Here is a 24,531-nt window from a genome sequence, read left to right as displayed (position 1 = left end):
TAATATCCCTCCTCAATCATAATGAACCCATTTCTCTTGCATCCTAAATTGTAAAATCGTAAAGATTAAGATGATTACAAAAATAAAGAGAGAGATGGCGGCTGCATAGCCTTTATCATTATTAATGAAGGCTTCCTCATAAAATAGGTACACTAATGTATGTGTATCCCGTATAACTGGACTATTAGGTCCAATCATCATAAATACTAATTCAAATACTTGGAAAGTATTAATCAATGACATGACTGAAACAAAAAAAAGCGTCGGTGTTAATAATGGAAGAGTAATTTTAAAAAATTGTGCAAAAGGACTTGCTCCATCAATTTCAGCCGCTTCATAATAAGTTTTTGAAATGCCTTGTAAACCAGATAAAATGATAACCATGTTATAGCCAATCGCACCCCAAACTGAAACTAACACTAAAGAATAGAGAGCTATTTTAGGGTCAGTCAACCAGCCAGGACCTTTGACCCCAATTAAACTTAGGGAATAATTAATCAATCCAAAGTCGGCGTTATACAACCATTTCCAAACGATTGCGACAGCTGCCGGCATTGTAACAACCGGAAGAAAGAAAAGAGTCCGATAAAAAGTTACTCCTTTTATTTTTTGGTTTAAAAGTACAGCTACTAATATGGATAGTGATATCCCTAACGGAACGGATAGCACTGTATATATTGCGGTATTTTTAAAAGCTGAAATGAGATTAGGATCTTGAAAAAGTCGTTTATAATTAACGAACCCTGCAAAAGAATATTGACCAAAACCTCCCCATTCCGTAAGACTTAAATAAAATGATTGAAAGACTGGCCAAATATTAAATATAAATGTCCCTGCCATTGTTGGGAAAATCATTGCATACGCCCAAAAATAATCAGACCTTTTAACCCTACTTAATTTCCTTTTTGGTTTTTTTAAACTAGGTATTCCTTCTTTATGGGCCTGTATTTCCTGCATTGTCTCACCCCTAGTAAAATACTAATTTAGGAAGAAGTGTTAGATAAACTAAATCCAACACTTCTCCGCAAAAATATAGTTATTTCTTCTCGTCAGCTAGAACTGCATCTACTTTCTCGGCAACTTCTTTTACAGCATCCTCAAGACTCATATTACCCGCCCAAGCTTGAGTGAGTACTTCAGTTTCAATTTGTTGCCACTTTCTTGTTTCAATTGATACTGGATAAGGTACTGAATACTCTGTCATATCAATAAACACTTGAAGATTGAAATTTGGATTTGATTGCACCCATGCATCTTGTGTTCCTTGATATGCAGGAATTACAGTTCCAGTTTCCGCTTGAATCTTATGTGCTTCTTCCGATCCCAAGAACTTTGAAAATTTCCATGCTTCTTCAGGATACTTCGTGTTAGCAGCGATAACATTCCCAAGTCCGTGGATAATTACGGCTTTCTTTTCTCCAGTCGGCAAAGCTGTAACGTCCACTTTGTCTTTTGTATATTCATTCTTCGCAAATTCAATTTGTGACCATGAGCCTGCAAACATCATAGCAACCTTTCCAGATTCAAATAGCGATATTGCAGGAGTATCTGTCATTTGAGCAACCGTTGGCGAAACCTTATGAGTATGAATCATGTCATACATAAATTTTATCCCTTTTAAGGTTTTTTCGTCTGCATGGCCAGCTTTTGTCAAATCATCATTTAGAATATATCCACCAGCTTGGTAAACTGTATTATAAAATCCAGTTTGCGTCTCAAGAGGGGCTGAGAATCCCCAAATGCCGTTTCCTTCATCGGTTAATTTTTTTGCATTATCAACTAAATCATCCCACGTCCAATTTTCATTTGGATATTCTAAACCTGCGTTATCAAATAGTTCTTTATTATACCAAAGACCGATTGTATCAAAATCCTTAGGTATGGCATAAAGCTGGTCATCGACAGTATAAGTTTTAACAAGTGCTTCAGGATATTTTGAAAGATCTACGTTATCTAAATCAGCTTGTTCAGTAATCGGCAATAACACTTTACCTTTTGCGTATTTTTGAATATTTGATGCATTCAACCAAAAGAGATCAGGTAAACTCCCACCAGTTGCTGCCGTTTCGAGCTTCGTCCAATATTGATCCCATGGTGTAACTTCAACCTTAATCTTAATGTTTGGATTTTCTTCATTAAATTTGTCTGCAATTTGTTGAAGTGCAGGTGCTTGGTTCACATCCCAAATTGCATAAGTTAGTGTAATATCACCAGACTTTGTTTTACCTCCACCTCCACTACCACCACCAGTCGTTTTGCCATCTCCTGAACATCCGGACAATACCATTAATAACAATACAACAATAATGGACAAATATTTCTTCATTCAAATCCCCCTAAGAATTAAGATTATATTCTCTCTCTGTGAGTGCACAGAAAGGTGTTACCAATTGTCAGAAAAAATCTTTACAATAATTCCGTATAAAACCTACATCGGTCCCCTCGAACAATTGAATGACAAAATTCAACTGGTACTTCATATGCATCGAATGCGATTCGATCAAGTGCCAATGCAGGGTACCCCTCCTCTACATCTAAAAATCTACTTTCATATGATCTAATTAATATTGGTTCAAAGGTTTCTTTCGCTTTTGTTACAAATATCCCATATTCTTTTTGCATTAAATCATAAAGGGAATTTTTTTCTAACTTTTCACGTGTTAATCCAGGGCAATATTTTTCCGGAATGTATGATGTTTCAAAAATCATTGGTTCTTCTTGAGCATAGCGAATACGTTTTAATTCAAACACCTGTTCATCTTCACTAAGTTTTAGCTGCTTTGCAATTCTTGGTTTTACTCTCATTTTTTCAATACTCTCAATTACATCTTTAGGAGATAAACCTCTTTCCTTCATTACTTTGCTGAAACTATAAAAACCACTTAATGATTGTTCAAATTTAGGTCTTGAAACGAAAGTTCCTTTACCTTGTACACGATTTAATATTCCATCTTGAACAAGATTCTCTATCGCTTTTTTAACAGTATTTCTACTAATAAAGTATTCTTGCATTAATTGATTTTCTGATGGAATCATATCGCCTGGTTTCCATATACCAGACTCAATATTTTCTCTCAAAATTTCTTGTAATTGATGATAAAGTGGAAGAATACTGCTACTATCTAATATTTTCTCCATTTTTACCTCCTTACAACTACTTTTATATTATTTACAATTGAAAAATAATGAATTTTTTAAATGAAGGACATAATCTGGTTTAGTTATAGAGATTATGAAAACGCTTTATATTCGTGGGTAAGGTTATGTGAATATAAAATAGGGTCTCGTTCTTTAGTAAAAGGATATCTAAAGTAATATGTGAGAATTCGAGGTGTATAATAAATTTTGCGGAAATACTTTCAAAAACACTTTTTAAGTTTCTAAGGTAGGTTGTCTGTTAAATTGAAGTAAATTTTACTAAGTAGGCACAAGGCTCATTTATGAAGGATTGCTAATAGTACTTCTATGGTGGGGTATATAGTACGTAATTTAATGCGCTAAATATGCTAAACATTTGGAATTGTTAAAATCATAACATGGTCGGGTTGTTGGGTCAACCCATAGTTATTTTTTTTTCTAGGAAATTTATTAATGGAAAAAGCTCAAAACAAAAACAGTTTTGAGCAATTCTACTTCAATCATTAAAAAAACAACCTAGTAAACCGAATCAATCGCACCTTTCCCAGTTAAAGCAGAAACGATATTTTGCGCGGCACGCATGATCATGGCGTCTCTTGTTTTCTTTGTTGCTGAACCTATATGAGGGACGGTAACGACATTTGGCATTTTTAGTAATGGGTTATCTTTTTCTACAGGCTCTTTCTGAAAAACATCAAGTCCTGCGCCGTATATTTCTTTATTTTCCAAAGCCCGAATCATTGCAGCTTCATCTACCGTTTTCCCACGAGAAACGTTAATGAAAAAGGTTGATTTTTTCATGAGTGCAAATTCTCTTTCACCGATAAAGTGCTCAGTCTCAGGAGTAAGCGGGGTGAGCAATACAATAAAATCTGACCTTTCTAATAAAGAATCTAAATTACAATACTCTGCCTCATATTTTTCTTCAGCTTCAGGCTTTCTGTTTCGATTATAATAAAGGACATCCATATTAAATCCGAATTTCGCCCTTCTCGCCACCGCTTCTCCAATTCTGCCCATTCCAATGATTCCAATTGTTGAGCTATGTACATCCAATCCAAACACAAGTTGATCATCTTTTGTTGGATTCCAGTTTCCATCTTTTACGAACCTATCTAATTCAGCAATTCTTCGTGCAGAAGCTAGTATAAGAGCGAACGTCAAATCGGCTACAGTTTCATCAAGAACATAAGGTGTGTTTGTTCCTATCACATTGTGTTGTTTCATCGCTTCTATATTAAAATTATTAAAACCTACCGATACATTACTGACCACCTTTAAATTTGGTGCATTTTCTAAAAGATCATCGTCGATTCTAATTCCCGACGTTAAAAGTCCATTAACATCTTTTATATCTTGTAACAGAGTTTCTCGTGAAATCCGGTCTTCTCCGATCCACTTGCGCACTTCACAGTATTCAGAAAGAAATTTTTCCACGTCTGTAGGAATTGGTAATGTTGCATAAATCTTAGGTTTCAATATATTTTCCTCCCATTCTGAAGACAATTATATATTCATCTTACCATATTGACTGACAATACTGACAACATTCCTTTTCATTCATAATTTAATAAATTTAGTTAAAAATATGTTTGATTGGAGGGATACTTTTTGAAAAAGGACAAAAAGCAAGTAACGGACCATCCTAAGATTGCACCAGGAATTGATACTGAGGATTACTATGGAGAAGAGGCAACACAATCCGAAATTGATAAAGGAGATTATACAACGGTTACTAGACTTATTTATGATGAATATGATCCGAGTGAAAAATAAGAAAAAAACTGTATTGAAGATAAATCTCTTTAGATTATCTTCTTTTTTTATTAATATGATTGATGAAGACAGAATGGAAAGGAACTATGATTATGCAATTCACTGGATTTACCCAACACGATTTTGACACGTTTCATATAGAAGGCCTTGAGGATAGAATGGAGGCAATCCAACAAAGAATACAACCTAAATTTAAGGCGTTGGGCGACGTTCTAACTGATGATTTATCTGCAATGGTAGGTTCTGAGATGTTTTTACATATTGCTAAACATGCAAGACGTACTGTCAATCCACCAAAGGATACATGGCTAGCGATTGCAGGGAATAAACGAGGATATAAACAACATCCGCATTTTCAAGTCGGTCTTTTCGATGACCATGTCTTTATATGGTTGGCTTATATATATGAATTACCAAATAAAACGTCGATCGCGAAAAACTTACTTAAAAACATAAAATCAATTGAAAACTCGATTCCTTCTGATTTTGTTGTTTCTTTAGATCATATGAAAAAAGAATCTACTTCTATGGCGGATATCAATTTAAAAGAAGCTCTCATTCGCTTTCGTGATGTCAAAAAAGCGGAGTTTTTAATAGGCAGACATATAGAAGCAAACGATACAATCCTTCGAGATAGGGATCGCTTTATTGATTTTGTAAAAGAGACGTTCGAGACACTCGTTCCTATTTACCGGCTTGCATTTAGTTAATGTTGTTCCGTGCTGATAGATTTTTTCGGTAGTAAGATATATTGGTTATATTTATCGTGACCTTGCTGGCTGCTTTTTCGGGATTGAGGTCACGATGAAACACCCATCGTGACCTTGAACAAAGAATTTTGACAAGAAAGGTCTTATTGACCAATTCAATGTAACCACTTAATTTGCGACTCTTCTCACTATTGTAATTTTCAAAAGCACAGCTGATCCAACTCAATTGGTTTTTACAGGTCCAAATTTCGTATAACCTATATCTTTTTTCACTGAAAGCCACGGTCGGTTTTCTTCCCAATGAACTCCAACAGAAATACCAAATGTTTCTGTCAACAATTCATCCGTAACCACTTCAATCTTTGGACCTGCGGCAACTATTTTTCCATCACGTAGAAGCAACACATGGCTTATTTCTTCAACAAGCTCTTCTATATGATGAGTTACATAAATTAAATGGCAATTGTATGTGGCAATTTCCTTAGTTAAAAGTAAAACATCTTCCCTTGAAAGAATATCTAGCCCAGAACACGGTTCATCTAAAATAAGAATTCTGGGATCGCTCATTAAAGACCTCGCGATTAGTACTCTTCTCTTTTCTCCTTGGGATAATAGATGAAATCGTTTTCCTTTTAAATAATCTAAGCGAAAACTTTTTAATAAGGATTCAGCTTTTTCCCAATCAGCATCAGTCACTTCTTCATACAATCCAATGGATGCAAATTTTCCACTCACGACAATTTCTTCTACCGTTTCATAATCTAGAACTTCGGAAAATCGTTCCAGCGAACTACTGACAAAACCAATCTCTTTTCGTAAATCAGGTATATAGGATTTTCCAAATTGAAAATCAAGTACTTTGACATCTCCAGTTGTTGGGAATTGATATCCTGTCACAATATTAAGTAGGGACGTTTTTCCGGATCCATTTAAGCCTAAGATTGCCCAATGTTGATCCTTTTTTATTTCCCAATCTATCCCACTTAAAATTTCCTGCTTATTTCTTCTAAATGAAACGTTCTTCATAGAGACTACTTTTTCCACATGATAACCCTCACTTTTTCTATTCTCTCATTAAAAAATTTCATTTTTGAAAATATTTAAGCCTGTAAATGTTAAAATTATAGCATAAAAAATCATTTTGGGAGATGGGAATATAGCCAAGCTTAATTAAAGTCGAGGAGATTCATTTCGTAGATGAACTTGGGAGGCACGTGAGTTGTTTTTTCACTAATTCTTTTAGTTTTAAATTGGAGTACACGCGTATTACTCTATTGTCGAACGAAATTTCCCGAGACTCCTAATAGCATTCGCAACATGACATTACCGCGATTTAATAAAAGTAAGCCGGATTTCAAAGAAAGAAATCCGGCCATTTTTATGCTGATAATGTCATTGGTTTTTGGCGATTTTTTAATGCTAAACCACCCATCAACAAAATTCCTGCCCCAACAAGGATGCTCGGAATAATAAATATTCTTGGACTGTATCCTTCCACTAAAAACGGCAATGCATAGCCTGCAAGGGATGCCATTTGGAATAAAAATACATAAAGACTTGAGCCGAAACCAATTTTGGTATGGAACATTCTTTGAACATACCCCATTACAACGCCATACAACACAGAAACGTAAAAGGAATAAAGTGGTTGGACAAGGAAAAAGACGAAAAGTGGCGGGCTTGTGCTATAAATCATAAAAGTAACGAGCGCACAAAAACTACTTAATAAAATGACTCTCTTACTCCCGAATTTCATCGCCCAATAACCTGCGAAAGTCATGAATAGTAATTCAAAAACCGCCTGAACACTCCATAGGTAAGACATAATTTGCGGTTTTTCAAATAATTCAACGACAACAAGCTGTAAATAAAGGCCTCTTAATGAGTCTGCACATCCTAACAATAACAGTGCAAAAAGCATAATGAACGAAAATGCTTCACCTTTGGAGACGTTCGATTCGACGTCAACTGGATCGTATTCCTTGTAAAGTAAAAGGAGAACGAAAAGTAAAAAATAACCGGCTAAGTTTCCTATGAGAATACCTTTGAAACTAGCGATTAAGAATAGATTTGCACCTAATAGAAGACCAACGAAAAAACCAACACTCATCATAGCACGCAGCCAAATTTGTGCAATCTCGAAAATATTTGGTGCGAGCTTCATGAAATGATTACGAGCCATCGCAAAAAACTGACCCATGATTAAGCCTGAAGGAGCGACTGCAATAATCATACCAATCAGAGCTTCTATATATGTATCCGCTCTCATATAAAGGAGAAGTCCAATCATACATAGCACTAACGCAAATAACGGCAATGGTTTTTTACGTTTCATTTTATCACTGATAAACCCAACCATGATGGTAATACCCATATTCATTAAAACGGACACCGAGAAAATGGAAGCGATTTGGACTTTTGTCAAACCAATCCCTTCACGCATATAAACTGCATTCATCGGAGCTAAAATTCCCGTCCCTATTCCATACAAAAACAATCCAACAAGTAAATACCAAGCCCCTTTAATTCTTAAAAAATCTTTAAAGTCCTTGAAAACATTCATGATTCTTCTCCCATTTCCGTTGCTAAATTTTGTATTTGAAATAATTATATATTAGCACAGTGAAAATAAAACACACTATCCAAATTTTAAAAATTTTAAATCAAATAATATTATAAACGTTATTCTTTAAATGCTAGATTCCTTTAACAAAAAACAAGTAGGAGAGATGACTCTTAATTGGACCGCTTTTCAAATTAATGGGATTTATATCCAAAATCATGTCTTTATTGGACATAGTTACGTGTGAAACGGATTTTCTGACCAATTTAACAAGTTTATTGGACAGAATTTTTAGCTACCTGGATGTATGTCCAATATACTTACTTTATGGACAGATTTTTGTATAGAACATGTTTTCAGTCCAATATAATCCATATATTGGACTAACTACCGAGTAGAACGAGAACTCTGTCCAATATCTTCACTTTATTAAACATTAGAGGAATTCTCTCAAAATTATCGCTTCTATTAGATTCCTATCATTAGCTTATGTATCAATCAAAATAGCGACCGCCTATTCACTAGACAGTCGCCCTTTCAAATCCACACAATTATTTTCTAATTTTTTCAATTTCATCCGCTACGAATTGTACTTGAGTGCCTACGATGACTTGAATGCTATTGGAGCCAACGATGTTGATGCCTGGAACGCCGGTTGCTTTAATTTTCTCTTGATCCACGGCATTCATATCTTTGACTTCAACTCTTAAACGGGTGATGCAATTATCAACGGAAGTAACATTGGCATCCCCGCCGAGACCTTCATAAATTTTAGCAGCCATAATGGCGAAGCGTTCTTTTCCAGTTATAATTCTGGAATCTTCCTCACTATCAATATCTTCATCTTCACGCCCTGGAGTTTTCAAGTCAAATTTTACAATGAGGTAGCGGAAGAGGAAGTAATAAATCACTCCAAAAACTAATCCTTGTAATAGCAACATGTATGGCTGATTGGCAAGCGGGATTCTAAGACTTAAAAAATAATCGATAAATCCAGCACTAAAGGCAAAGCCTGATGTCCATTGAAAAAGTGCAGCAATCGTAAGTGAAAGTCCTGTTAAAACCGCATGCACTAAGTAAAGTGCAGGAGCCAAAAACATAAATGAAAATTCAATCGGCTCGGTTACACCTGTAAAAAATGAGGCAAACCCTGCTGCTAGCATTAATGAAGCAGCTTGTTTTCTTCTCTTCGTTTTGGCTGTATGATACATGGCAAGTGCCGCAGCCGGCAATCCGAACATCATGATTGGGAAGAATCCGGCTTGGTACATGCCAGTTACTCCTTTAACTCCCGTTCCATCTCGGAATTTTCCGATGTCATCAATTCCAATCGTATCGAACCAAAATACCGCATTTAACGCATGATGCAACCCAGTTGGAATTAATAATCGGTTAAAAAATCCATATAATCCTGCTCCTGCTGCTCCAAGTTTACTAATTCCTGTTCCAAAAGATACGAGCCCAGTGTATAAGACCGGCCATATAAAAAACAGTGCAACTGTTGCCACTAACATCGCAAGGGCTGACATAATTGGCACAAGTCGTTTTCCGCTAAAAAAGGCAAATGCATCCGGCAATTGAACATGACTAAAACGATTATACATATTAGAAGCTATGATTCCTGAAATAATCCCAATGAATGCGTTTTCAATTTTTCCGAATGCATCATTTACATGCCCGGGGTCAACCCCTTGAAACATTGCCACAGTATCAGTTGATAATAAAGTAGTTACTACTAGATATGAAACTAAACCACTGATGGCTGCAGAGCCATCTCTTCCCTTAGACATTCCAAGTGCTACCCCAACTGCAAAAAGAATAGGGATATTGCCAAGGATGGAGCCACCTGCTTTAATTAAAAAGGCCGCAATAACATTTGCTTCTCCCCATCCATCTGGATCAATCCAATAACCAATCCCCATCAGTATCGCAGCAGCTGGAAGAACTGCTACCGGGAGCATCAAGGAACGGCCTAATCTTTGCAAATATTTCATCATTTGAAAAGACCTCCTATACTATTTTTGCTTTTTCGTAGATTATTAACCTATTAAAATACTTATACTTTCCTAAGCCTCTCAATATGAAGTGTAATGTACCCAAGTTCCTGTTCGGGTAAATCAATCCCATGGAAAGACGATAATTCTCTTGCCATTTCGCTTGCACATTCAAATGATTTGCGAAATTTCTTTTTGATCATCTCAAGCATTTCTCGATCCATTGAGTGAACTTCATAACCTTTCCCTCTTTCTAATGTAAAACGCAAGTGAGTAATAAGCCGATGGTAAGAAATATCATCTTCTTCAATCTTGATCTTTAAAAACCTCTTAATCGAATGCACCATGTCCCGTAAAATAGTCGTCTGTCTAACCGTCTGCCGTAAATCACCCCCTTGAGGCTTCATTGTATGGATATGAAGCGCGATATAAGCAGCTTCATCAATAGGAATGTCGAAGCCTAGCTTTTCTTTTATATGTGTTAGTGCCCAAAGACCAATTTCAAATTCCTCCTTATATAAAATTTTTATTTCTTGCAAAAGCTTGTTTTTTAAATGAATGCCTTCCCTTTCTCTTTCAATAGCAAAGGAAAGATGATCCGTCAAAACGATATGAATATGTTCATTTAATTTCGTCCCAAGATATTTTTCCGCATAACTAATGATTTCTTCAGAAATTGTAAAATGCTCTTCTGGAATCCTGCTTAGCAGCTGTTCTAACTTTTCATTTTCACGAATGACAAATAGCTTTTCTATTTTATGAACATTGACAATATCATTTTTTCTCTTATGAAAAGCGATTCCTGAACCAACTGCAATTTTTTCTTGGTTCCCATCCGTTACGACTACAGCATTATTATTAAGGATTTTAGTAATTTTCACTTGAATCCCGTCCTTATCGCTCCAGCGAATTAATTGCCCGAAACAGTTATAATCACCGTTTTACAAATCTGACAATGTTTTTCTTTTGTTAAACTATATTGTTTCTTACTTTCGAAACTATTCGTAATCACAATTGGCGTAACTATGCTCTTCGCATGGTTTTTAACGTATTCCAAATCCATTTCCATCAATAACTGGCCTACTGAGACTTTATCCCCAACTTTCACAATTACGTTAAAACCTTCACCTTTTAATGACACTGTTTCCAAACCAACATGGATCAATAGTTCAATTCCTTCATCTGTTTCAATACCAATGGCATGCTTCGTATTCGCAATTAGTTTCACCGTTCCTTCAACAGGAGAATGTATATAACCACTCGAAGGAATGACTGCAATCCCTTCTCCCATCATTTTTTCACTAAAAACCGGGTCAGGGACTTGTACTAGCGGGATAATTTCCCCACTTACTGGAGCGTATATCTTTATACTTGTTTTTTTAAATATATTCATAATCATGTCCAATTACTCCTTATAAGGTTCTGGATGAGTACTAAAAAAAACAAAAAAGGCATGGGGTATATAAAAGAATGTGAAATTCTCTCATCTACCACCATGCCTGATCGTATCAGTAACATGTGATGCCATATTTTTACTATTACATTTATATTACCATTCGTATTTATTAAAAACAAGAGGAAGCGCATTTACAGGGGGAACACCTACTTTTTGTTGCACATATGATATAGGGTGTATGTTGAGAGGAGGATTTATTTTGTACACTCCTAATTATTACTTCAATCCATATGGTTATCTATGCAGGAGGGAATGTGCCCTACCTCATTTTCCTACTTATTATTGCATACGGCAAATGTTTCAACCCATCAGTACTAAACAATTTGTTCAATCAACCGAAAAATATCGAATCCTTTTAAATGAAGCAAATAAAATAATTAACAAAATTGCTGCTACCCCTAAATTTTCCTATAACCTTATGGATGCAGCTCAAAAGTCCAATAAACCAAAAGTAGATCAATTAATAAAGTCTACGGGGATTACGGTTAAAACAATAAATCAATTCACTCCTGATGGCCTCATCATTGAGTTAACGAATGCCCAAGATGAAGATGATTGCTGTTCTCTAAGGCTAGCTTTCAAATGGTAACAAGATGAAATAAGGGAGCCTGATAATGGAATCTCTATTTTTTCTTTTTAAAATGTTGGTAAATTATCTAAATTATTTTCTTTAATTCCATCAGGTTCGCTGCGAATAATATCTCTCCCATATTTATGAAATACATCTACATGGGCGATTTTCCCTGCCTTAGCTTCATCCAACGCCGTTATATAATCCAATTCTCGACCAGATTTTGTTTTAAAGGCAATGATATCCCCATCATCATTTTTCCTAACAGCTATAATTTGTTCTTTTCCTTCTTCTTCTGCGTAAGCTCCATCACTAGCTTGCTGTCCACTTTGTTCGCGATATTCATTATATATTTGTTCAAAGTCCTTTTCCTGCACCATTAACACCTCCTGATGGTTATGTTCTACCATCTAGGAGTGATTTATGTAGATTAAAAACTTCTCGTTTGAATTGTGTCGGTAAAGATCCGGTATAATGATTTCATTTGTCAATTCAAATGAAGTCTGATTCTCCAAATAAAAAATGTAGTCTTCCGAGCTATAGTATAAGATTAGTTCTACATCTCTTTTCGACTGTTCAACAGAACCAAGAATATTATTAACCACTTTCATAAAAATTTGAATTGTAAACGGATTGAAAAAGTAAAAGCGATTATCTAGAGGATGAATATCATATTTTTCTGCGAGACAACAGTGAAAATGAATTTTGTCATTTGCAGATCGATGTTTTTTCAAGAACCGTTTTTTGTTTTCAACAGCATTCCCATGCAAGTCTTCATTCATTTCAATTCCTGTTACGTAAGACTTGAATAAATGATGGATATAAAATAGCAAGCGCCCTTTTCCACATCCAAAATCAACGACTCGATCACTGGGCTCCAACTTATATTCATTAAATAAAATCTCTAACCCACTATATGGGGTTGGTTCATAACGATGATAGTGAAAAGAATGATTAAAACCCATCTGTTCCCCATCCGTTTTTATATTCAATAAGGCATCGTAATATTTTTCATTCACTATTTCGGAATCCTCCATTTTGTTTGTTTCCGTAGTTTAAAGGGTACATCTCGGGTACGAGGGGGATTTTAGTTATGGAGTTTTTTAAGGGCATCTCTATTCTAAAAACTTTATCGCTAAAACAAATTCTTTTATTCTTTGTATATGTAATTCTTATTTTTTTCGTAAAATGGGTGCTGCTCCTTGTTTTAAGAAAATGGATGAAATCGGATTTGGCTAAAAACCGAGTTCTTCCGACGATCGAAGCGATCTTGAATTGGGCAACTTTTTACGGGACGATTCTTTTGTTCCTTTTTTATTTCTCGAATGAATCATGGCTGTTTTCAGCTATTTATGAAAAGGACGGGGTTGAAGTATCTTTAGTCCTCATCATTGTAGCTATTATGATTATTACATTTACGAGTAGGCTTGTAAAAGCATTTAATGCCCACATCATGCCTTTTATTTACGAAAAATTCGATGTAGATATTGGGTTAAGCTTTACAATTAATCGACTTATTTATTATGTAGTGATGTTTATCGCCTTGCTCATCAGTTTTCAAACAGTAGGATTAGACATGCGAGCTTTTGCAGTGGTCTTAAGCACGCTCGGAATCGGAATCGGATTTGGATTGCGAAATGTTGCAGCGAATTTTGTTTCAGGGATCATAATATTATTCGAAAGGCCAATGGAGGTAGGCGAAACCGTTGAAATAGAGGAGAAAGTAGGTCAAATATCAAAAATCAACTTACGATCTACAATCATTACTCATAAAGGAGGAAGATTGGTTGTTCCGAATCAATATTTTATCGAGCAAATCATCAATAGCCGCTCTGGTGAACAGTTAACTGCAGAAGTTCATGTAAGCGTCCCGTTTGGCACCGATTCTCATAAAGTAGAAACGTTGCTTTACGAAGCAGTAGAATTAGTAAATGTTCCTTCCTCTCCTACTATCCGCTTTATTGCTTTCAGGCAATCAGCTTTAGAATTTTCAGTGCAGCTTCCTTTTCAAGATGGTGCAGATAAAGACGAGATTGAGAGTAAGCTAAGACATGCGATTGCCAATATTTTTACTAAAAATAAGATTGAACTAGCAAGCTGCACGGAAATAATTCATACTTTGAAGAACTCTTAAACAAATGCAATAAAAGAATTATAAGCACTCAAAATTGCATGCTGGATGAACAAATGGTGCTTTCCGATCCACTTTTTGAGATTTTCTTATTGCTTGGCAGCTGTCCCGATTCAAACCAATCAGGACAGCTGCTTATTTATTTTTAAATACTCTCCATGAGGAGTACGTGTATAAAAAGGCTACTAACCCATTAATCATTAAAAACATTGACCACATAATACTCGCTCGGTTAATCGCCGTATTATGAAAAATATCTCTCGTTTCACTGCTAATTAAATCTGAAATATAATTTAATGATATAGGCGGCCAAGTAAATTCAATCAGCAACAATAAATGGAACACAAGGAAAACACTAAAATGCAGTAAAAATCCATGTTTAATAGACTTGGCATAATTCTTGTTTGAACTAACTGCTGGAAGGCGCTTGTCCTCAAATTGCAAAGGTTTACCTTTTATTTCCATTACCTTCCTCTTAATATACAAATCAAGCTTTTGTATGTTTTGATTTCCAAATGTTAAAGCATAAAAATATACTAACAATACCGTAATTTGGAAAAACGATATGCGACCTGTATTTACGTAATCCATAACAGCAAGCGGTAAATCCATACATTCAAATATAAAGGTAAAAGCCAAAAAGATCACTTTGGCTTTAGTCTCAAACCAATATTTTAATACTAAAAAAGTAAAGAATGCTATCCAAAATAAAACCTCGAGAGTAATTAAAAAATGCCATTTGTATGTAGATATTATTTCTAGCAAACTAATCCCTCTTTCCAATACAAAAAGGTCCTTTTCTAATCTATGACCTATTATCAAAATGAATGCACATACTATTTTTAAGTGTCATATTTTCTTCCGAAACACTATAAGATAGTGTATCTATTAATGTTGGAGGGAGAATGTTGAAAAATAATCAGGATACACTCATAACAGGAGAAATGCTTATTAATTACTACGAGTTAAATAAGAAGAAAAAAGAAATTGAAGCGGAAATGAATCATTTAAAGGAGATTTTTCATGATTATTTCAATCGTCAAATTAGCTCCCTTGATAAAGCTGAAATTACTTTAAATGGATATAAACTACAACGTCAAATTAGAAAAACGGAAAAATTTAACGAAGAAGAGACGGTTAAAAGATTGGAAGAATTAAAGATGAACGACCTCATTCAAACCGTTAAAAAACCAGATGCACAAAAAATTAAATCTGCCATTCATTTAGGATTTTTACAGGAAAAAGATCTTGATGGCTGTATTGTCACAACTACCACTCCGGCGATTTCTGTTAAGCCGTTAACGCCTAGATAAGCGCTGAACCATTTACTACCATCCTATTTTGCTTACTGGTCATTGTTTCGAAAATACTGGCCAGTCTTTACTCTTTACTAGTCGTGGTCACAAAGTTACTGGCATTGTCATAGATTTGCTGACGCGAAAAAAAATCAAAGCCTGCGCTTTGATTTTTTTAATGGTTATTAATATAATTCCACAAATCCCATGGATAATCTTTCGGGGGAAAAGAGTGAAACTCTACTATTTCTTTTTTCGTTGGATGAGAAAATTTTAGAGAATTGGCCCATAATGCAATTTGCTGTCCAGGTTTATTGAGAGCTTGTCCATATTTCTGGTCACCGAATAGAGGACAACCTGATGCCGATAACTGAACACGGATTTGATGGGACCTTCCTGTGAGAATACGAACGAATAATAAACTTAAGTCTCCATTCTGCTCAATGATTTCATATTCAAGAATGGCTTTTTTTCCTTGTTTATGGGTGGAAGGAACAGTATATGCCATGTTTTTATGCTGATCTTTGAATAGATAATGTTCCAATACTCCTTTATTTTTTGGAGGAGCCCCTCTTACAACAGCTAAATATTTTCTATCCATCATTTGTCTTCGAATCACATCTGATAATCGGGAAGCGGCTTTCGATGTTTTAGCGAAAACCATAATTCCTCCAACTGGACGATCAAGACGATGGACAAGCCCAAGATAAACGTTCCCTGGCTTCTCATAACGAATTTTTATATCTTGTTTTAGTAAAGTTAGTAAATCTAAATCTCCTGTACTATCTTCTTGCACGGGAATATTTACAGGCTTCTCTATCACAAGAAGATGATTATCTTCATAAATAATTGGAATTTGCATGCAAGTCCATACCCTTTCATAAATGGTCAAACGTAGATGATTTAGTTCGCCTTATTATATGACAATCTTTCATAAGGAACAAATGTCACATTAGAATGATAGGGAACCGCTAACTAACTTGCCTTCATACCAAACCGCTTGACGTTGGGATCTTCTGGCCACTGCTTCCGCCGAGCAGCTGGCATGCACCAATACGAAGCTTGCAGAATCCCCAACCATTGGCCATACTTGCTTTCCATTCTCGTCTAATGGAGTTACCCCTCCTGTAATAAACCTAAGAGACTGCCCCAACGACACTTCATTCGTATATCCATATAATTCAGCGAATCGTCCTATCTTCTCCAATTGATCGCCATTTCCAAACGGAGACCAATGATCAGTAAGACTATCTGTTCCCAATCTTACTTTTACCCCTTTTTTATGAAGCATTGGAAGCGGCATCGTTGTTTTTCCGATTGGAACAGTAGATGTGATAGACATGCCGAGAGACGCCATCCGTTCCGCTAATTCTTCGGCTTCATTCGGATCAGCACCGGCAAACCAAAAAGCGTGGCTAACGGTAACTTTGTCTTTCAATCCGGCTTCTTCTGTTAAATCCACCAGACGGGTAAGGGTTTCCTTTCCTGCTTCTCCCCCGTAATGTAAATGGATATCAATTCCAACACCGTTAGTAACTGCTATTTCAAGCATTGTTTGGAGTGACTTTTCATTGTCTCCGTCAACTGTAATTGGGTCCAATCCTCCAACATGAGTGGCTCCCTCTTCGATCGCCTCTTTTACTAATTCAACGGAATCAGAATATAAAAGTCCATGCTGAGGAAATGCGACAATTTCTGATGATAGCTTACCAGAAAATGATTCAAAAGCCTGGATTGTCGCTTCAAGACGCTTAAGTCCGCTAGTAGGCTCAATATTACAATGAGCACGCACATGTGTCGTCCCGAATCCTTGGAGCAATGATAAAATGCCCTCGGCTTGTTTTTTGGAGGTTGATAATAGTTTTGGAAGTAAAATCTTCTCTTCCTCTATCCGATCAAAAATACTAGATATCGGATTGACAGCCTTCCAAGGTAATCCGAAATATGTTTTATCTAAATGAATATGAGTGTCTTCGAATGAAGGCAGCATTAGTAATTCGTTGCCATCATATTTTGGAAGTTGATTATGTAATTCCTCTTCAGACTCGATGATCTCGGCTATTTTTCCATCTTCAATTCTAATATGACAAATCCTAGTTTCTGTACCAACGATACAGCCATTTTCCCTTACGTAACCGTATTCTAATTTTACATTCGTTAGCCAATATGAAGAATTCAACATGATATCCCACCCTCTCTAATCTCTAAATTATAATATCCTTTTTAAGATTGGGGAATTATTTCACAAAAAAGCACTCCCATAATGAGAGTGCAAATTAAATTAGGTTGGCATGATTTTCCGAATGACTTCAGGTTAACAACATGTGTAACCGGACGCCTGCCATTGTTTTAATAAAAGTGTCAGTGATGGTTTGAACCTTTCAACTAATTTTTGCTTTTATCGATTACTTTCCAAAATTCTTTTGCTATTATTTGATACCCCTCTTTACTTAAGTGGATATCTGTAGGATTTGGAAGATAAGCTTCATAGTGTTTTTCAATTATTTTTGCCGTTGGAACAAATGTGTCACCATTAGCATAAGCTCGTTCTGCTATCGTTTGGTTCAAAATATCCAGTAAAGGCAACAACTCTGCTTGCTGATCATCTGGATAATAAGGAAATGGATTATAATAGCCCATAACATATACCTTGGCATTTGGATTTAAAGAATCAATTGTCTTCAGGATCATTTCTAAATTCATTCCCAGATTAGCAAAAGCAGCAGGAATTGATGCAGGATTTCTTAATGCTATAAGGAGATCATTTGCTCCAATATCGATTGTGATAAACTCTGCTTCTTTTAGCTGTTGTTGAACAATTTCTTTTGTAAGAACATCATTGCGTAAATCCATAGACGTATAACCGGAAACCCCAAAATTTGTAAAGCCAACTGTGTATTGAGATTGCTCGAAGCGATCTACAAGATAATCAGCATATCCCGAACCCATTTCTCGATAAGGTGTTTGCCCCGCAGCTAATGAATCTCCTAATGCCACATAATCAATTACTTTTTTTGCTGGTTTGGCTAACGCACTATACGGTAAGCTTACAAACAAAATTCCAACTAAAAAGACACTAAAAATCTTTTTGACAAAACTCATATAACCCCCTCCTTTTGTTCTCAATAACGCACAACTATATTATACAAAACAAAAAACGCTCTAGCAATAGTCGCTAAGCATTAATTCTTTTCCTAATATAGCATTCATTCCGTGTTAATAACGTTCTTTCGATTTCACTGCAGATACTATATGATATATTGAAAGAATAATAATTAAATGGGAGGAACTTAGACTTGTCTAAATTATCAATATCAGATTTTGTCTTAAGTACGAGCAACGGTATGACTCTTGCACCAGAGGGATCGAATATTACTATTGCTGAATGGAACGCAGAGGGTACACCTGAGGGAGAAACCCCTATGTTAATGGCTCCACTTCATTTGCATCATGAAGATGATGAGGCATGGTTTATATTAGAAGGCACACTTGGATTTCAAATTGGAGACGAAACGATTGAAGCTAATTGCAATGAGGCGGTAATCGTGCCACACGGAACCCCACATACATTTTGGAATCCGAAACAAGAGCCTGCACGTTATCTTATTATCATGACGAAGCAAACGAAAACATTGATTGAAGCCATTCATAGTACTAGCGATCGCAGTTCTGAAACGATGAAAAAACTTTTTGCACAGTATGGAGCTGAATTGCTTTGATTTGTTTCTATGGATCGTGGTGAATTGGTATTTTTTTCTTTGTTTAGCACGTTTTAAGGGGCGTTTGTTTCGCTTCCTGACTTTACCGGTATCTTTGGTGACCTTAACTTTTGAAATTAAATAGTAATTAGAAAAAGGGAGCTATTCAACGTTCATTAGCTCCCAATATCATAGTGAATTAGTGCATGCCGCTCCATTCACCTTGATTCTTAGATTTTTTCTCTTTTTTCGCTTTTTCTTTATGGGCACGATTGGCGTTTGCACTGCCAAATTCTTTCGAGAATTCCGAATCTGTTTTACTGGAGTCAAATCCTTTTTTATTTTTTTGTTCAGGATCGTTCTTTTTTGTCCGTTTTGCCATTAAGTATCCCTCCTTAATTCTATTATTTAGAATTGAAAGGGTGAATATACCCACTACAACAAACTAGGATATTTTTTAACTTGGATGTGTATTAATGGAAATTTTTTCATTTATTAGTGTCTATTTTATGCCAATTTTAGCTATCATTTTTTGTCTAAATCTTGTAGAGATTTTAAAGAAAATTAAAAATGAACAATCTACTGCTAAAAATACATTTTGGATGACAGCATCTTTCCTCTTGATTGTATGGAGCATCGCTGTTTCAGCAGTGCTAATTAATTTATGAAGTATAAAAAATGCCTGGAACGATGATATGCTCCCAATAAAGTAGACAGATCAAATAATAAAAATCTGTTTACTTTACTGGGGGCTTTTTCTATGGGAAAGAGTGCTTTTTCTGTACAAGAAAAGTATGAGTTAATTTTAGCGTTTAATGAAAGACAAACCTCAATTCAAGATTTCTGTTCGCAATATAATATTACTGATGAAACAATGAAAGAATGGATTTACCTCTATCAGAAATATGGAATAGATGGGCTTAACAAATCCGGTAAATGGAAACGTTACTCTAAAGAGGTCAAAACAGCAGCTGTTTTGGATTACCTTTCTGGGAACGATTCTTTAATGGGGATTGTACACAAATATGAATTATCTAGCACATCAGTGTTGAGACAGTGGATAAACAATTATAATAATCATAGAGATTTAATAGAGACGCAAAGGGAGAGTAACTCTATGATTAAAGGTCGTTCCACTACACTTGAAGAACGTTTGGAAATTGTTAAGTATTGTCTTAAAAACGGAAAAAATTATCATCAGGCATCAGAGCTTTTCACGGTTTCATATCAACAAGTGTATCAATGGGTAAAGAAGTTCGAGAAAGAAGGAGAAGATGGTCTTAAAGATAAGCGTGGCCGCACTAAGGCAGAGTCAGAGTTAACCCCTGAGGAGAAATTCCGACGTGAAATGAAGCGATTGGAGCAGGAAAATGAACGTCTTCGGGCAGAAAATGCATTCTTAAAAAAGTTGGAGGAGATCGAAAGGAGGCGTTTAAAAAAGCGTCATTAAGCCAGGTTCGCTTAGCCGATGAATATTTGGCCATACAGGAACTACATGTGGAAGAAAATATCTCCATTGCGCTATTATGCCAGATTGCTAGAATTGCACGTTCTTCCTACTATAAGTGGCTTCGTCACACTCCTTCCAAGAATGAAAAGAGAAATGAGGAAATTCTGAAGGAGATAAGGTGTTTATATGAGAAAGTGGACTGCATATATGGATATCGCCGTATGACGATGAACCTGAATCGTAAACTATCTAAACCTATTAACCATAAGCGTGCGTATCGAATAATGAAGATTGCCGGTATCCAGTCGGTTATTCGACGTAAACGCAAGAAGTATAAACCTAGCACTCCACAATATGTCGCTGAAAACCTATTAAACAGGGAGTTTAATGCGGAGAAGCCAAATGAAAAATGGCTGACTGATGTGACTGAAATGAAGTACGGAGCTTCTCAAAAGGCTTATTTGAGTGCGATTTTAGATTTATACGACGGCTCCATTGTAAGTTATATGATTGGGACTTCTAATAATAATCCGTTGGTTTTTAAGACATTTGATTTAGCGATGGAGGCTAACCCGAATGCCACCCCTCTTCTCCACAGTGATCGAGGGTATCAATATACTTCCCCGGCATTTAAAAAGAAGGTTGAGAAAGCAGAGATGACACAAAGTATGTCTAGAGTAGGACGATGCATTGATAATGGACCAATGGAGGGATTTTGGGGAACCATAAAATGCGAGAAGTTTTATTTAAACAAATATAGTACGTTTGGGGAATTGAAAAAAGATATCGAAGAATACATACAGTTTTATAATCATGAAAGATTACAAAAAAGATTAAACGGCCTTAGCCCCTTGGAATATAGGGCTAAAGCCGCCTAAGGTGTTTTATTTATTTCCACTGTCTACTTGACGGGGGGCAGTTCACGATTCCAAGCATTTTTTATTTTAAAAGGACTATTCATAAATATTCTTCCCGTAAAAAATTTCATCCATTTCATTTGTAATTCTTTCAGTAATTTCCGCTGCTTCTTCATCATTGAGATTTTTCTTGGATTGGGCAAATAAATAGTTATCTAAATCAAATTCCTTTAGCTTACATTTTGTATGAAATATATTCTCTTGATAGACATTGACATCAATCATATCAAATTCTTCCTTTACATCATCGGGGATATAGTTTTGAATGGAATTAATTTCATGATCAATAAATAATTTATGTCCATCCTTCGCCCTCGTAAAACCACGGACACGATAATCAATGGACATGACATCTGTCTCAAATGAGCGGATCAAATAGTTCAATGCTTTTAATGGGGAAATTTCGCCACAGGTAGATACATCAATATCAGCCCTAAATGTACTAATCCCCTCATCTGGATGATATTCTGGATATGTGTGCACGGTAATATGACTTTTATCAAGCTGGATCACTACATTGTCCGGTAGTGGTCCCGGCGACTCTTCATACGATTCTGCTGGTACTTCAACTACTGGCCCTTCAGATACAAGGACTGTCACACTTGCTCCTTGTGGCACATAATCTTGCTTAGCTATATTTAACACATGTGCCCCAATTATATCAGCTACATTTTGTAAAATTTCTGTCAGCCTGTCGGCGTTATATTGTTCATCTATATACTCGATGTAAGCCTCGCGATCTTTTTTCGTCTTAGTAAAACAAATATCGTACATATTAAAGCTTAATGACTTAGTTAAATTATTAAATCCATGGAGTTCAATACGCTGTTCAGGAGTAAGTTTCATAATACTATTCCTCCCTGTATATGTAGATTGTTTGGTTCCTTATCAGGATATTGATATTTTACCCTTTATGTGAGAGAAAAAACAAACAAGGAAAAGGAATTGAGTATAAAATGATTTCATTATTTATAAAATTTTAAAAAATATTGGTTTTTATCAAAAGGCGTTTCCTTGAATATTAAGAAACGCTCTAATTCATTTTTTGAGTATTATTTTTTTGAAAGTCTATTATGCAATAAAGGATTTAATGTAGGGCAGGGATGGGGCTAATATAATTAATAGTGAGGAAATGATAGATTATGTTAAAATTAATAAAGGGGCGGGTTTTATGATTTATTTCGAACGAGTAACTGAAGATACTTTGGAAAACGTACTTGAAATTATTAATTCAAATTCTACTTATAACACCTTAGAAAATGGTATTTCATCACGAACGATGGATGAAATAAGAAATCAATTTCTCAATAAAACTACTGATAGTTTCTTAATTACTGTAGATCATCAACAAATTGGACTCATTGATTTTCTGAAAAATAATCCAAAAGACAATTGCCCTTGGCTAGGCTTACTAATGATTCATGGAGATTTTCATTCTAAAGGTTATGGGAAAACAATATATCAGGCATTCGAAGAACAATTTATACGTGATGAAATTAGTAAAGTTCGAATCGGTATCATTCAGGAAAATGAGCAAGCTAAACGATTTTGGACATCATTAGGGTTTTGCGTATATGGACAAAGTCAATGGAATGGAAAAACCGTTGACTGTTTAGAACAAATATCTAAAAAGGAGTCGATGGGCCTTGAATAAATTAACAAAATCTTCAAAAGACAGAGTATTGCAAGGCGTATGTGCAGGAATCGCTGATTTTTTTGGCATTTCGCCATTAATAGTCAGACTTATATTTATTTTTACACCCGGATCGCTTCTTATTTATATACTTCTTGCCCTTACATTACCTGAAAACCGTTCATTATATTAACCCTAAAACATACTTAATTTATAGGTTTCCGATAGTAATTCTAATAATTTAATTCCAGCAATACTATTTCCTTTTTTATCTAAGGCAGGGCCAAAAATGCCGATGCCAAATTTACCTGGAACAGCTCCCATGATCCCCCCGGAAACACCGCTTTTTGCTGGTATTCCAATTTTTATCGCAAATTCACCAGAGGCGTTGTACATCCCACATGTAACCATAAACGTTTTACATATTCGAGCAATATGAACAGGGATGATTTGCTTGCCGCTCTGAGGGTCTGCCCCATCCATCGCAAAAATCATCCCAATTCTAGCTAATTCCAAACTGTTCATTTCAATAGCACATTGTTTAGTATATAAATCGATTAATTCCTCAACATCTTCCTTGATAACGTGGTGTTGTTTTAAGAAATACGATAAAGATCTATTTAGAAATGATGTTTTATATTCAGACTGAGCGACTTCTTCAGAATAATCAATAGTTGAATCATTCGCCATTTCCCTTATAAAGGATAGAAGTCTTTGAAATCTTTCTTCAACATTTTTTCCTTCAATCATATGTGTTACTACAAGGGCTCCAGCATTGATCATCGGATTCAATGGCTTTGCTGGAGACAAAGTTTCTAATTTTGCAATTGAATTAAAAGGATCACCAGTTGGCTCCATTCCAACCCTTTCAAAAACATAGCCCGGTCCCTTATCCATCAAAACAAGTGCCAAGCTAATGACCTTAGATATACTTTGAAGTGTAATTTTCCTTTCGATATCACCTGCAGATATACATTGTCCATCAGGATAATGTATGGCAATGGATAAATCATGTGGATTGGCTCTCCCTAGTGCAGGTATATAGTCTGCTACTTTTCCGTCTTTTGTATATTTTTTTGCCTCTTTTACTAAAATATTTAATTCATCATTTGATTGACATGGCATCTTTATCACCCCAACTTAGTATGAACCATTATGGGGGATATCACTCTTTCTTTCAATCAACACTTGATGGTTAA

28 protein-coding genes are annotated in these 24,531 nt (G+C 35.6%); 10 read left to right on the top strand and 18 right to left on the bottom strand.

Translation table 11 applies throughout. From position 1 onward, the window contains the following. Positions 1–12 precede the first annotated feature (12 nt). From KHA97_RS20325 to KHA97_RS20310, 4 genes are all read right to left on the bottom strand, one after another. Positions 13–957 carry a carbohydrate ABC transporter permease gene (locus KHA97_RS20325; protein ID WP_213126623.1) on the bottom strand — a complete coding sequence of 315 codons (945 nt, stop codon included), beginning with the start codon at positions 955–957 and terminating at the stop codon, positions 13–15. Positions 958–1,036: 79 nt separating this feature from the next. Further along, complete coding sequence (locus KHA97_RS20320; protein WP_213126622.1) at positions 1,037–2,326, bottom strand: ABC transporter substrate-binding protein; 1,290 nt, start codon at positions 2,324–2,326, stop codon at positions 1,037–1,039. Between the two features lie 80 nt (positions 2,327–2,406). Beyond that, entirely contained in the window at positions 2,407–3,138 is a 732-nt protein-coding gene (locus tag KHA97_RS20315; RefSeq protein WP_213126621.1) for a GntR family transcriptional regulator, read from the bottom strand. Between the two features lie 516 nt (positions 3,139–3,654). Continuing rightward, the gene (locus KHA97_RS20310; protein ID WP_233713692.1) at positions 3,655–4,617 is read right to left on the bottom strand and encodes a 2-hydroxyacid dehydrogenase; all 963 of its coding nucleotides are present in this window, start codon (positions 4,615–4,617) and stop codon (positions 3,655–3,657) included. Between the two features lie 132 nt (positions 4,618–4,749). On the opposite strand from KHA97_RS20310, the gene KHA97_RS20305 reads away from it, so the two are divergent. Together KHA97_RS20305 and KHA97_RS20300 are read left to right on the top strand one after the other, a co-directional pair. Next, on the top strand, positions 4,750–4,914 hold the full coding sequence (locus KHA97_RS20305) for a hypothetical protein (protein WP_213126619.1): 165 nt from the start codon (positions 4,750–4,752) through the stop codon (positions 4,912–4,914). A 92-nt stretch (positions 4,915–5,006) separates the two neighbouring features. Further along, positions 5,007–5,624, top strand: a complete 618-nt coding sequence (locus tag KHA97_RS20300; protein ID WP_213126618.1) for a YktB family protein — start codon at positions 5,007–5,009, stop codon at positions 5,622–5,624. A gap of 222 nt (positions 5,625–5,846) precedes the next feature. On the opposite strand, the gene KHA97_RS20295 is transcribed toward KHA97_RS20300, so the two are convergent. From KHA97_RS20295 to KHA97_RS20275, 5 genes are all read right to left on the bottom strand, one after another. After that, positions 5,847–6,668, bottom strand: coding sequence for an ABC transporter ATP-binding protein (locus tag KHA97_RS20295; RefSeq protein ID WP_213126617.1), 822 nt, complete (start codon positions 6,666–6,668; stop codon positions 5,847–5,849). 334 nt (positions 6,669–7,002) lie between these two features. After that, positions 7,003–8,187: an MFS transporter gene (locus KHA97_RS20290; RefSeq protein WP_213126616.1), complete on the bottom strand. Its 1,185-nt coding sequence runs from the start codon at positions 8,185–8,187 to the stop codon at positions 7,003–7,005. Between the two features lie 551 nt (positions 8,188–8,738). Continuing rightward, entirely contained in the window at positions 8,739–10,184 is a 1,446-nt protein-coding gene (gene nagE / locus KHA97_RS20285) for an N-acetylglucosamine-specific PTS transporter subunit IIBC (protein ID WP_213126615.1), read from the bottom strand. 59 nt (positions 10,185–10,243) lie between these two features. After that, entirely contained in the window at positions 10,244–11,062 is an 819-nt protein-coding gene (locus KHA97_RS20280) for a PRD domain-containing protein (protein ID WP_213126614.1), read from the bottom strand. A 29-nt stretch (positions 11,063–11,091) separates the two neighbouring features. Further along, positions 11,092–11,580 (bottom strand): PTS sugar transporter subunit IIA, encoded by a 489-nt coding sequence (locus tag KHA97_RS20275; RefSeq protein ID WP_213126613.1) that lies wholly within the window; start codon positions 11,578–11,580, stop codon positions 11,092–11,094. A 256-nt stretch (positions 11,581–11,836) separates the two neighbouring features. Here KHA97_RS20275 and KHA97_RS20270 point away from each other — a divergent pair, with 256 nt between their 5' ends. After that, entirely contained in the window at positions 11,837–12,226 is a 390-nt protein-coding gene (locus KHA97_RS20270; RefSeq protein WP_213126612.1) for a hypothetical protein, read from the top strand. A gap of 47 nt (positions 12,227–12,273) precedes the next feature. On the opposite strand, the gene KHA97_RS20265 is transcribed toward KHA97_RS20270, so the two are convergent. Further along, entirely contained in the window at positions 12,274–12,585 is a 312-nt protein-coding gene (locus KHA97_RS20265) for a DUF3892 domain-containing protein (RefSeq protein WP_213126875.1), read from the bottom strand. A gap of 33 nt (positions 12,586–12,618) precedes the next feature. Then, positions 12,619–13,227 carry a methyltransferase gene (locus KHA97_RS20260; protein WP_213126611.1) on the bottom strand — a complete coding sequence of 203 codons (609 nt, stop codon included), beginning with the start codon at positions 13,225–13,227 and terminating at the stop codon, positions 12,619–12,621. Positions 13,228–13,301: 74 nt separating this feature from the next. Between KHA97_RS20260 and KHA97_RS20255 the strand changes: the two genes are divergently transcribed. Then, positions 13,302–14,342, top strand: coding sequence for a mechanosensitive ion channel family protein (locus KHA97_RS20255; protein ID WP_233713689.1), 1,041 nt, complete (start codon positions 13,302–13,304; stop codon positions 14,340–14,342). Positions 14,343–14,474: 132 nt separating this feature from the next. Here KHA97_RS20255 and KHA97_RS20250 read toward each other — a convergent pair whose 3' ends face one another. Next, complete coding sequence (locus KHA97_RS20250; RefSeq protein ID WP_213126610.1) at positions 14,475–15,104, bottom strand: hypothetical protein; 630 nt, start codon at positions 15,102–15,104, stop codon at positions 14,475–14,477. Between the two features lie 140 nt (positions 15,105–15,244). Between KHA97_RS20250 and KHA97_RS20245 the strand changes: the two genes are divergently transcribed. After that, positions 15,245–15,652, top strand: a complete 408-nt coding sequence (locus KHA97_RS20245; protein WP_213126609.1) for a hypothetical protein — start codon at positions 15,245–15,247, stop codon at positions 15,650–15,652. A gap of 157 nt (positions 15,653–15,809) precedes the next feature. Here the strand turns inward: KHA97_RS20245 and KHA97_RS20240 are convergent, their stop codons facing one another. The 3 genes from KHA97_RS20240 to KHA97_RS20230 all read right to left on the bottom strand — a co-directional run bounded on the left by KHA97_RS20240 (position 15,810) and on the right by KHA97_RS20230 (position 18,736). Continuing rightward, on the bottom strand, positions 15,810–16,496 hold the full coding sequence (locus KHA97_RS20240) for an RluA family pseudouridine synthase (protein ID WP_213126608.1): 687 nt from the start codon (positions 16,494–16,496) through the stop codon (positions 15,810–15,812). 90 nt (positions 16,497–16,586) lie between these two features. Next, a complete protein-coding gene (locus KHA97_RS20235) occupies positions 16,587–17,816 on the bottom strand; it encodes an amidohydrolase (protein WP_213126607.1) in 1,230 nt (409 codons plus the stop codon). 203 nt (positions 17,817–18,019) lie between these two features. Next, complete coding sequence (locus tag KHA97_RS20230) at positions 18,020–18,736, bottom strand: GDSL-type esterase/lipase family protein (RefSeq protein ID WP_213126606.1); 717 nt, start codon at positions 18,734–18,736, stop codon at positions 18,020–18,022. A 194-nt stretch (positions 18,737–18,930) separates the two neighbouring features. On the opposite strand from KHA97_RS20230, the gene KHA97_RS20225 reads away from it, so the two are divergent. After that, positions 18,931–19,353 (top strand): cupin domain-containing protein, encoded by a 423-nt coding sequence (locus tag KHA97_RS20225; RefSeq protein WP_233713688.1) that lies wholly within the window; start codon positions 18,931–18,933, stop codon positions 19,351–19,353. 178 nt (positions 19,354–19,531) lie between these two features. Here KHA97_RS20225 and KHA97_RS20220 read toward each other — a convergent pair whose 3' ends face one another. Continuing rightward, positions 19,532–19,714 (bottom strand): hypothetical protein, encoded by a 183-nt coding sequence (locus KHA97_RS20220; RefSeq protein WP_213126605.1) that lies wholly within the window; start codon positions 19,712–19,714, stop codon positions 19,532–19,534. A gap of 94 nt (positions 19,715–19,808) precedes the next feature. Here KHA97_RS20220 and KHA97_RS20215 point away from each other — a divergent pair, with 94 nt between their 5' ends. Further along, the gene (locus KHA97_RS20215) at positions 19,809–20,000 is read left to right on the top strand and encodes a hypothetical protein (protein ID WP_213126604.1); all 192 of its coding nucleotides are present in this window, start codon (positions 19,809–19,811) and stop codon (positions 19,998–20,000) included. A gap of 92 nt (positions 20,001–20,092) precedes the next feature. After that, positions 20,093–21,660, top strand: a protein-coding gene (locus tag KHA97_RS24675; RefSeq protein ID WP_407658052.1) for an IS3 family transposase whose coding sequence is annotated in 2 segments (ribosomal slippage) — positions 20,093–20,744 and positions 20,744–21,660 — 1,569 coding nt in all. Because the reading frame shifts where the segments join, the coding sequence is not laid out codon by codon here. Between the two features lie 75 nt (positions 21,661–21,735). Here KHA97_RS24675 and speD read toward each other — a convergent pair. Next, positions 21,736–22,545: an adenosylmethionine decarboxylase gene (speD, locus tag KHA97_RS20205; RefSeq protein WP_213126603.1), complete on the bottom strand. Its 810-nt coding sequence runs from the start codon at positions 22,543–22,545 to the stop codon at positions 21,736–21,738. A gap of 325 nt (positions 22,546–22,870) precedes the next feature. Between speD and KHA97_RS20200 the strand changes: the two genes are divergently transcribed. Further along, entirely contained in the window at positions 22,871–23,353 is a 483-nt protein-coding gene (locus KHA97_RS20200) for a GNAT family N-acetyltransferase (protein WP_213126602.1), read from the top strand. Then, positions 23,346–23,525, top strand: a complete 180-nt coding sequence (locus tag KHA97_RS20195) for a PspC domain-containing protein (RefSeq protein WP_213126601.1) — start codon at positions 23,346–23,348, stop codon at positions 23,523–23,525. The genes KHA97_RS20200 and KHA97_RS20195 overlap by 8 nt, the downstream gene beginning before the upstream one ends. Before the next feature lie 2 nt (positions 23,526–23,527). Here the strand turns inward: KHA97_RS20195 and glsA are convergent, their stop codons facing one another. Then, entirely contained in the window at positions 23,528–24,457 is a 930-nt protein-coding gene (gene glsA / locus KHA97_RS20190; RefSeq protein ID WP_213126600.1) for a glutaminase A, read from the bottom strand. Between the last annotated feature and the right edge of the window lie 74 nt (positions 24,458–24,531).

Source organism: Lederbergia citri, assembly GCF_018343625.1.
Lineage (GTDB): Bacteria > Bacillota > Bacilli > Bacillales > Bacillaceae_C > Lederbergia > Lederbergia citri.
This window is presented reverse-complemented; position numbering and strand designations above follow the sequence as displayed.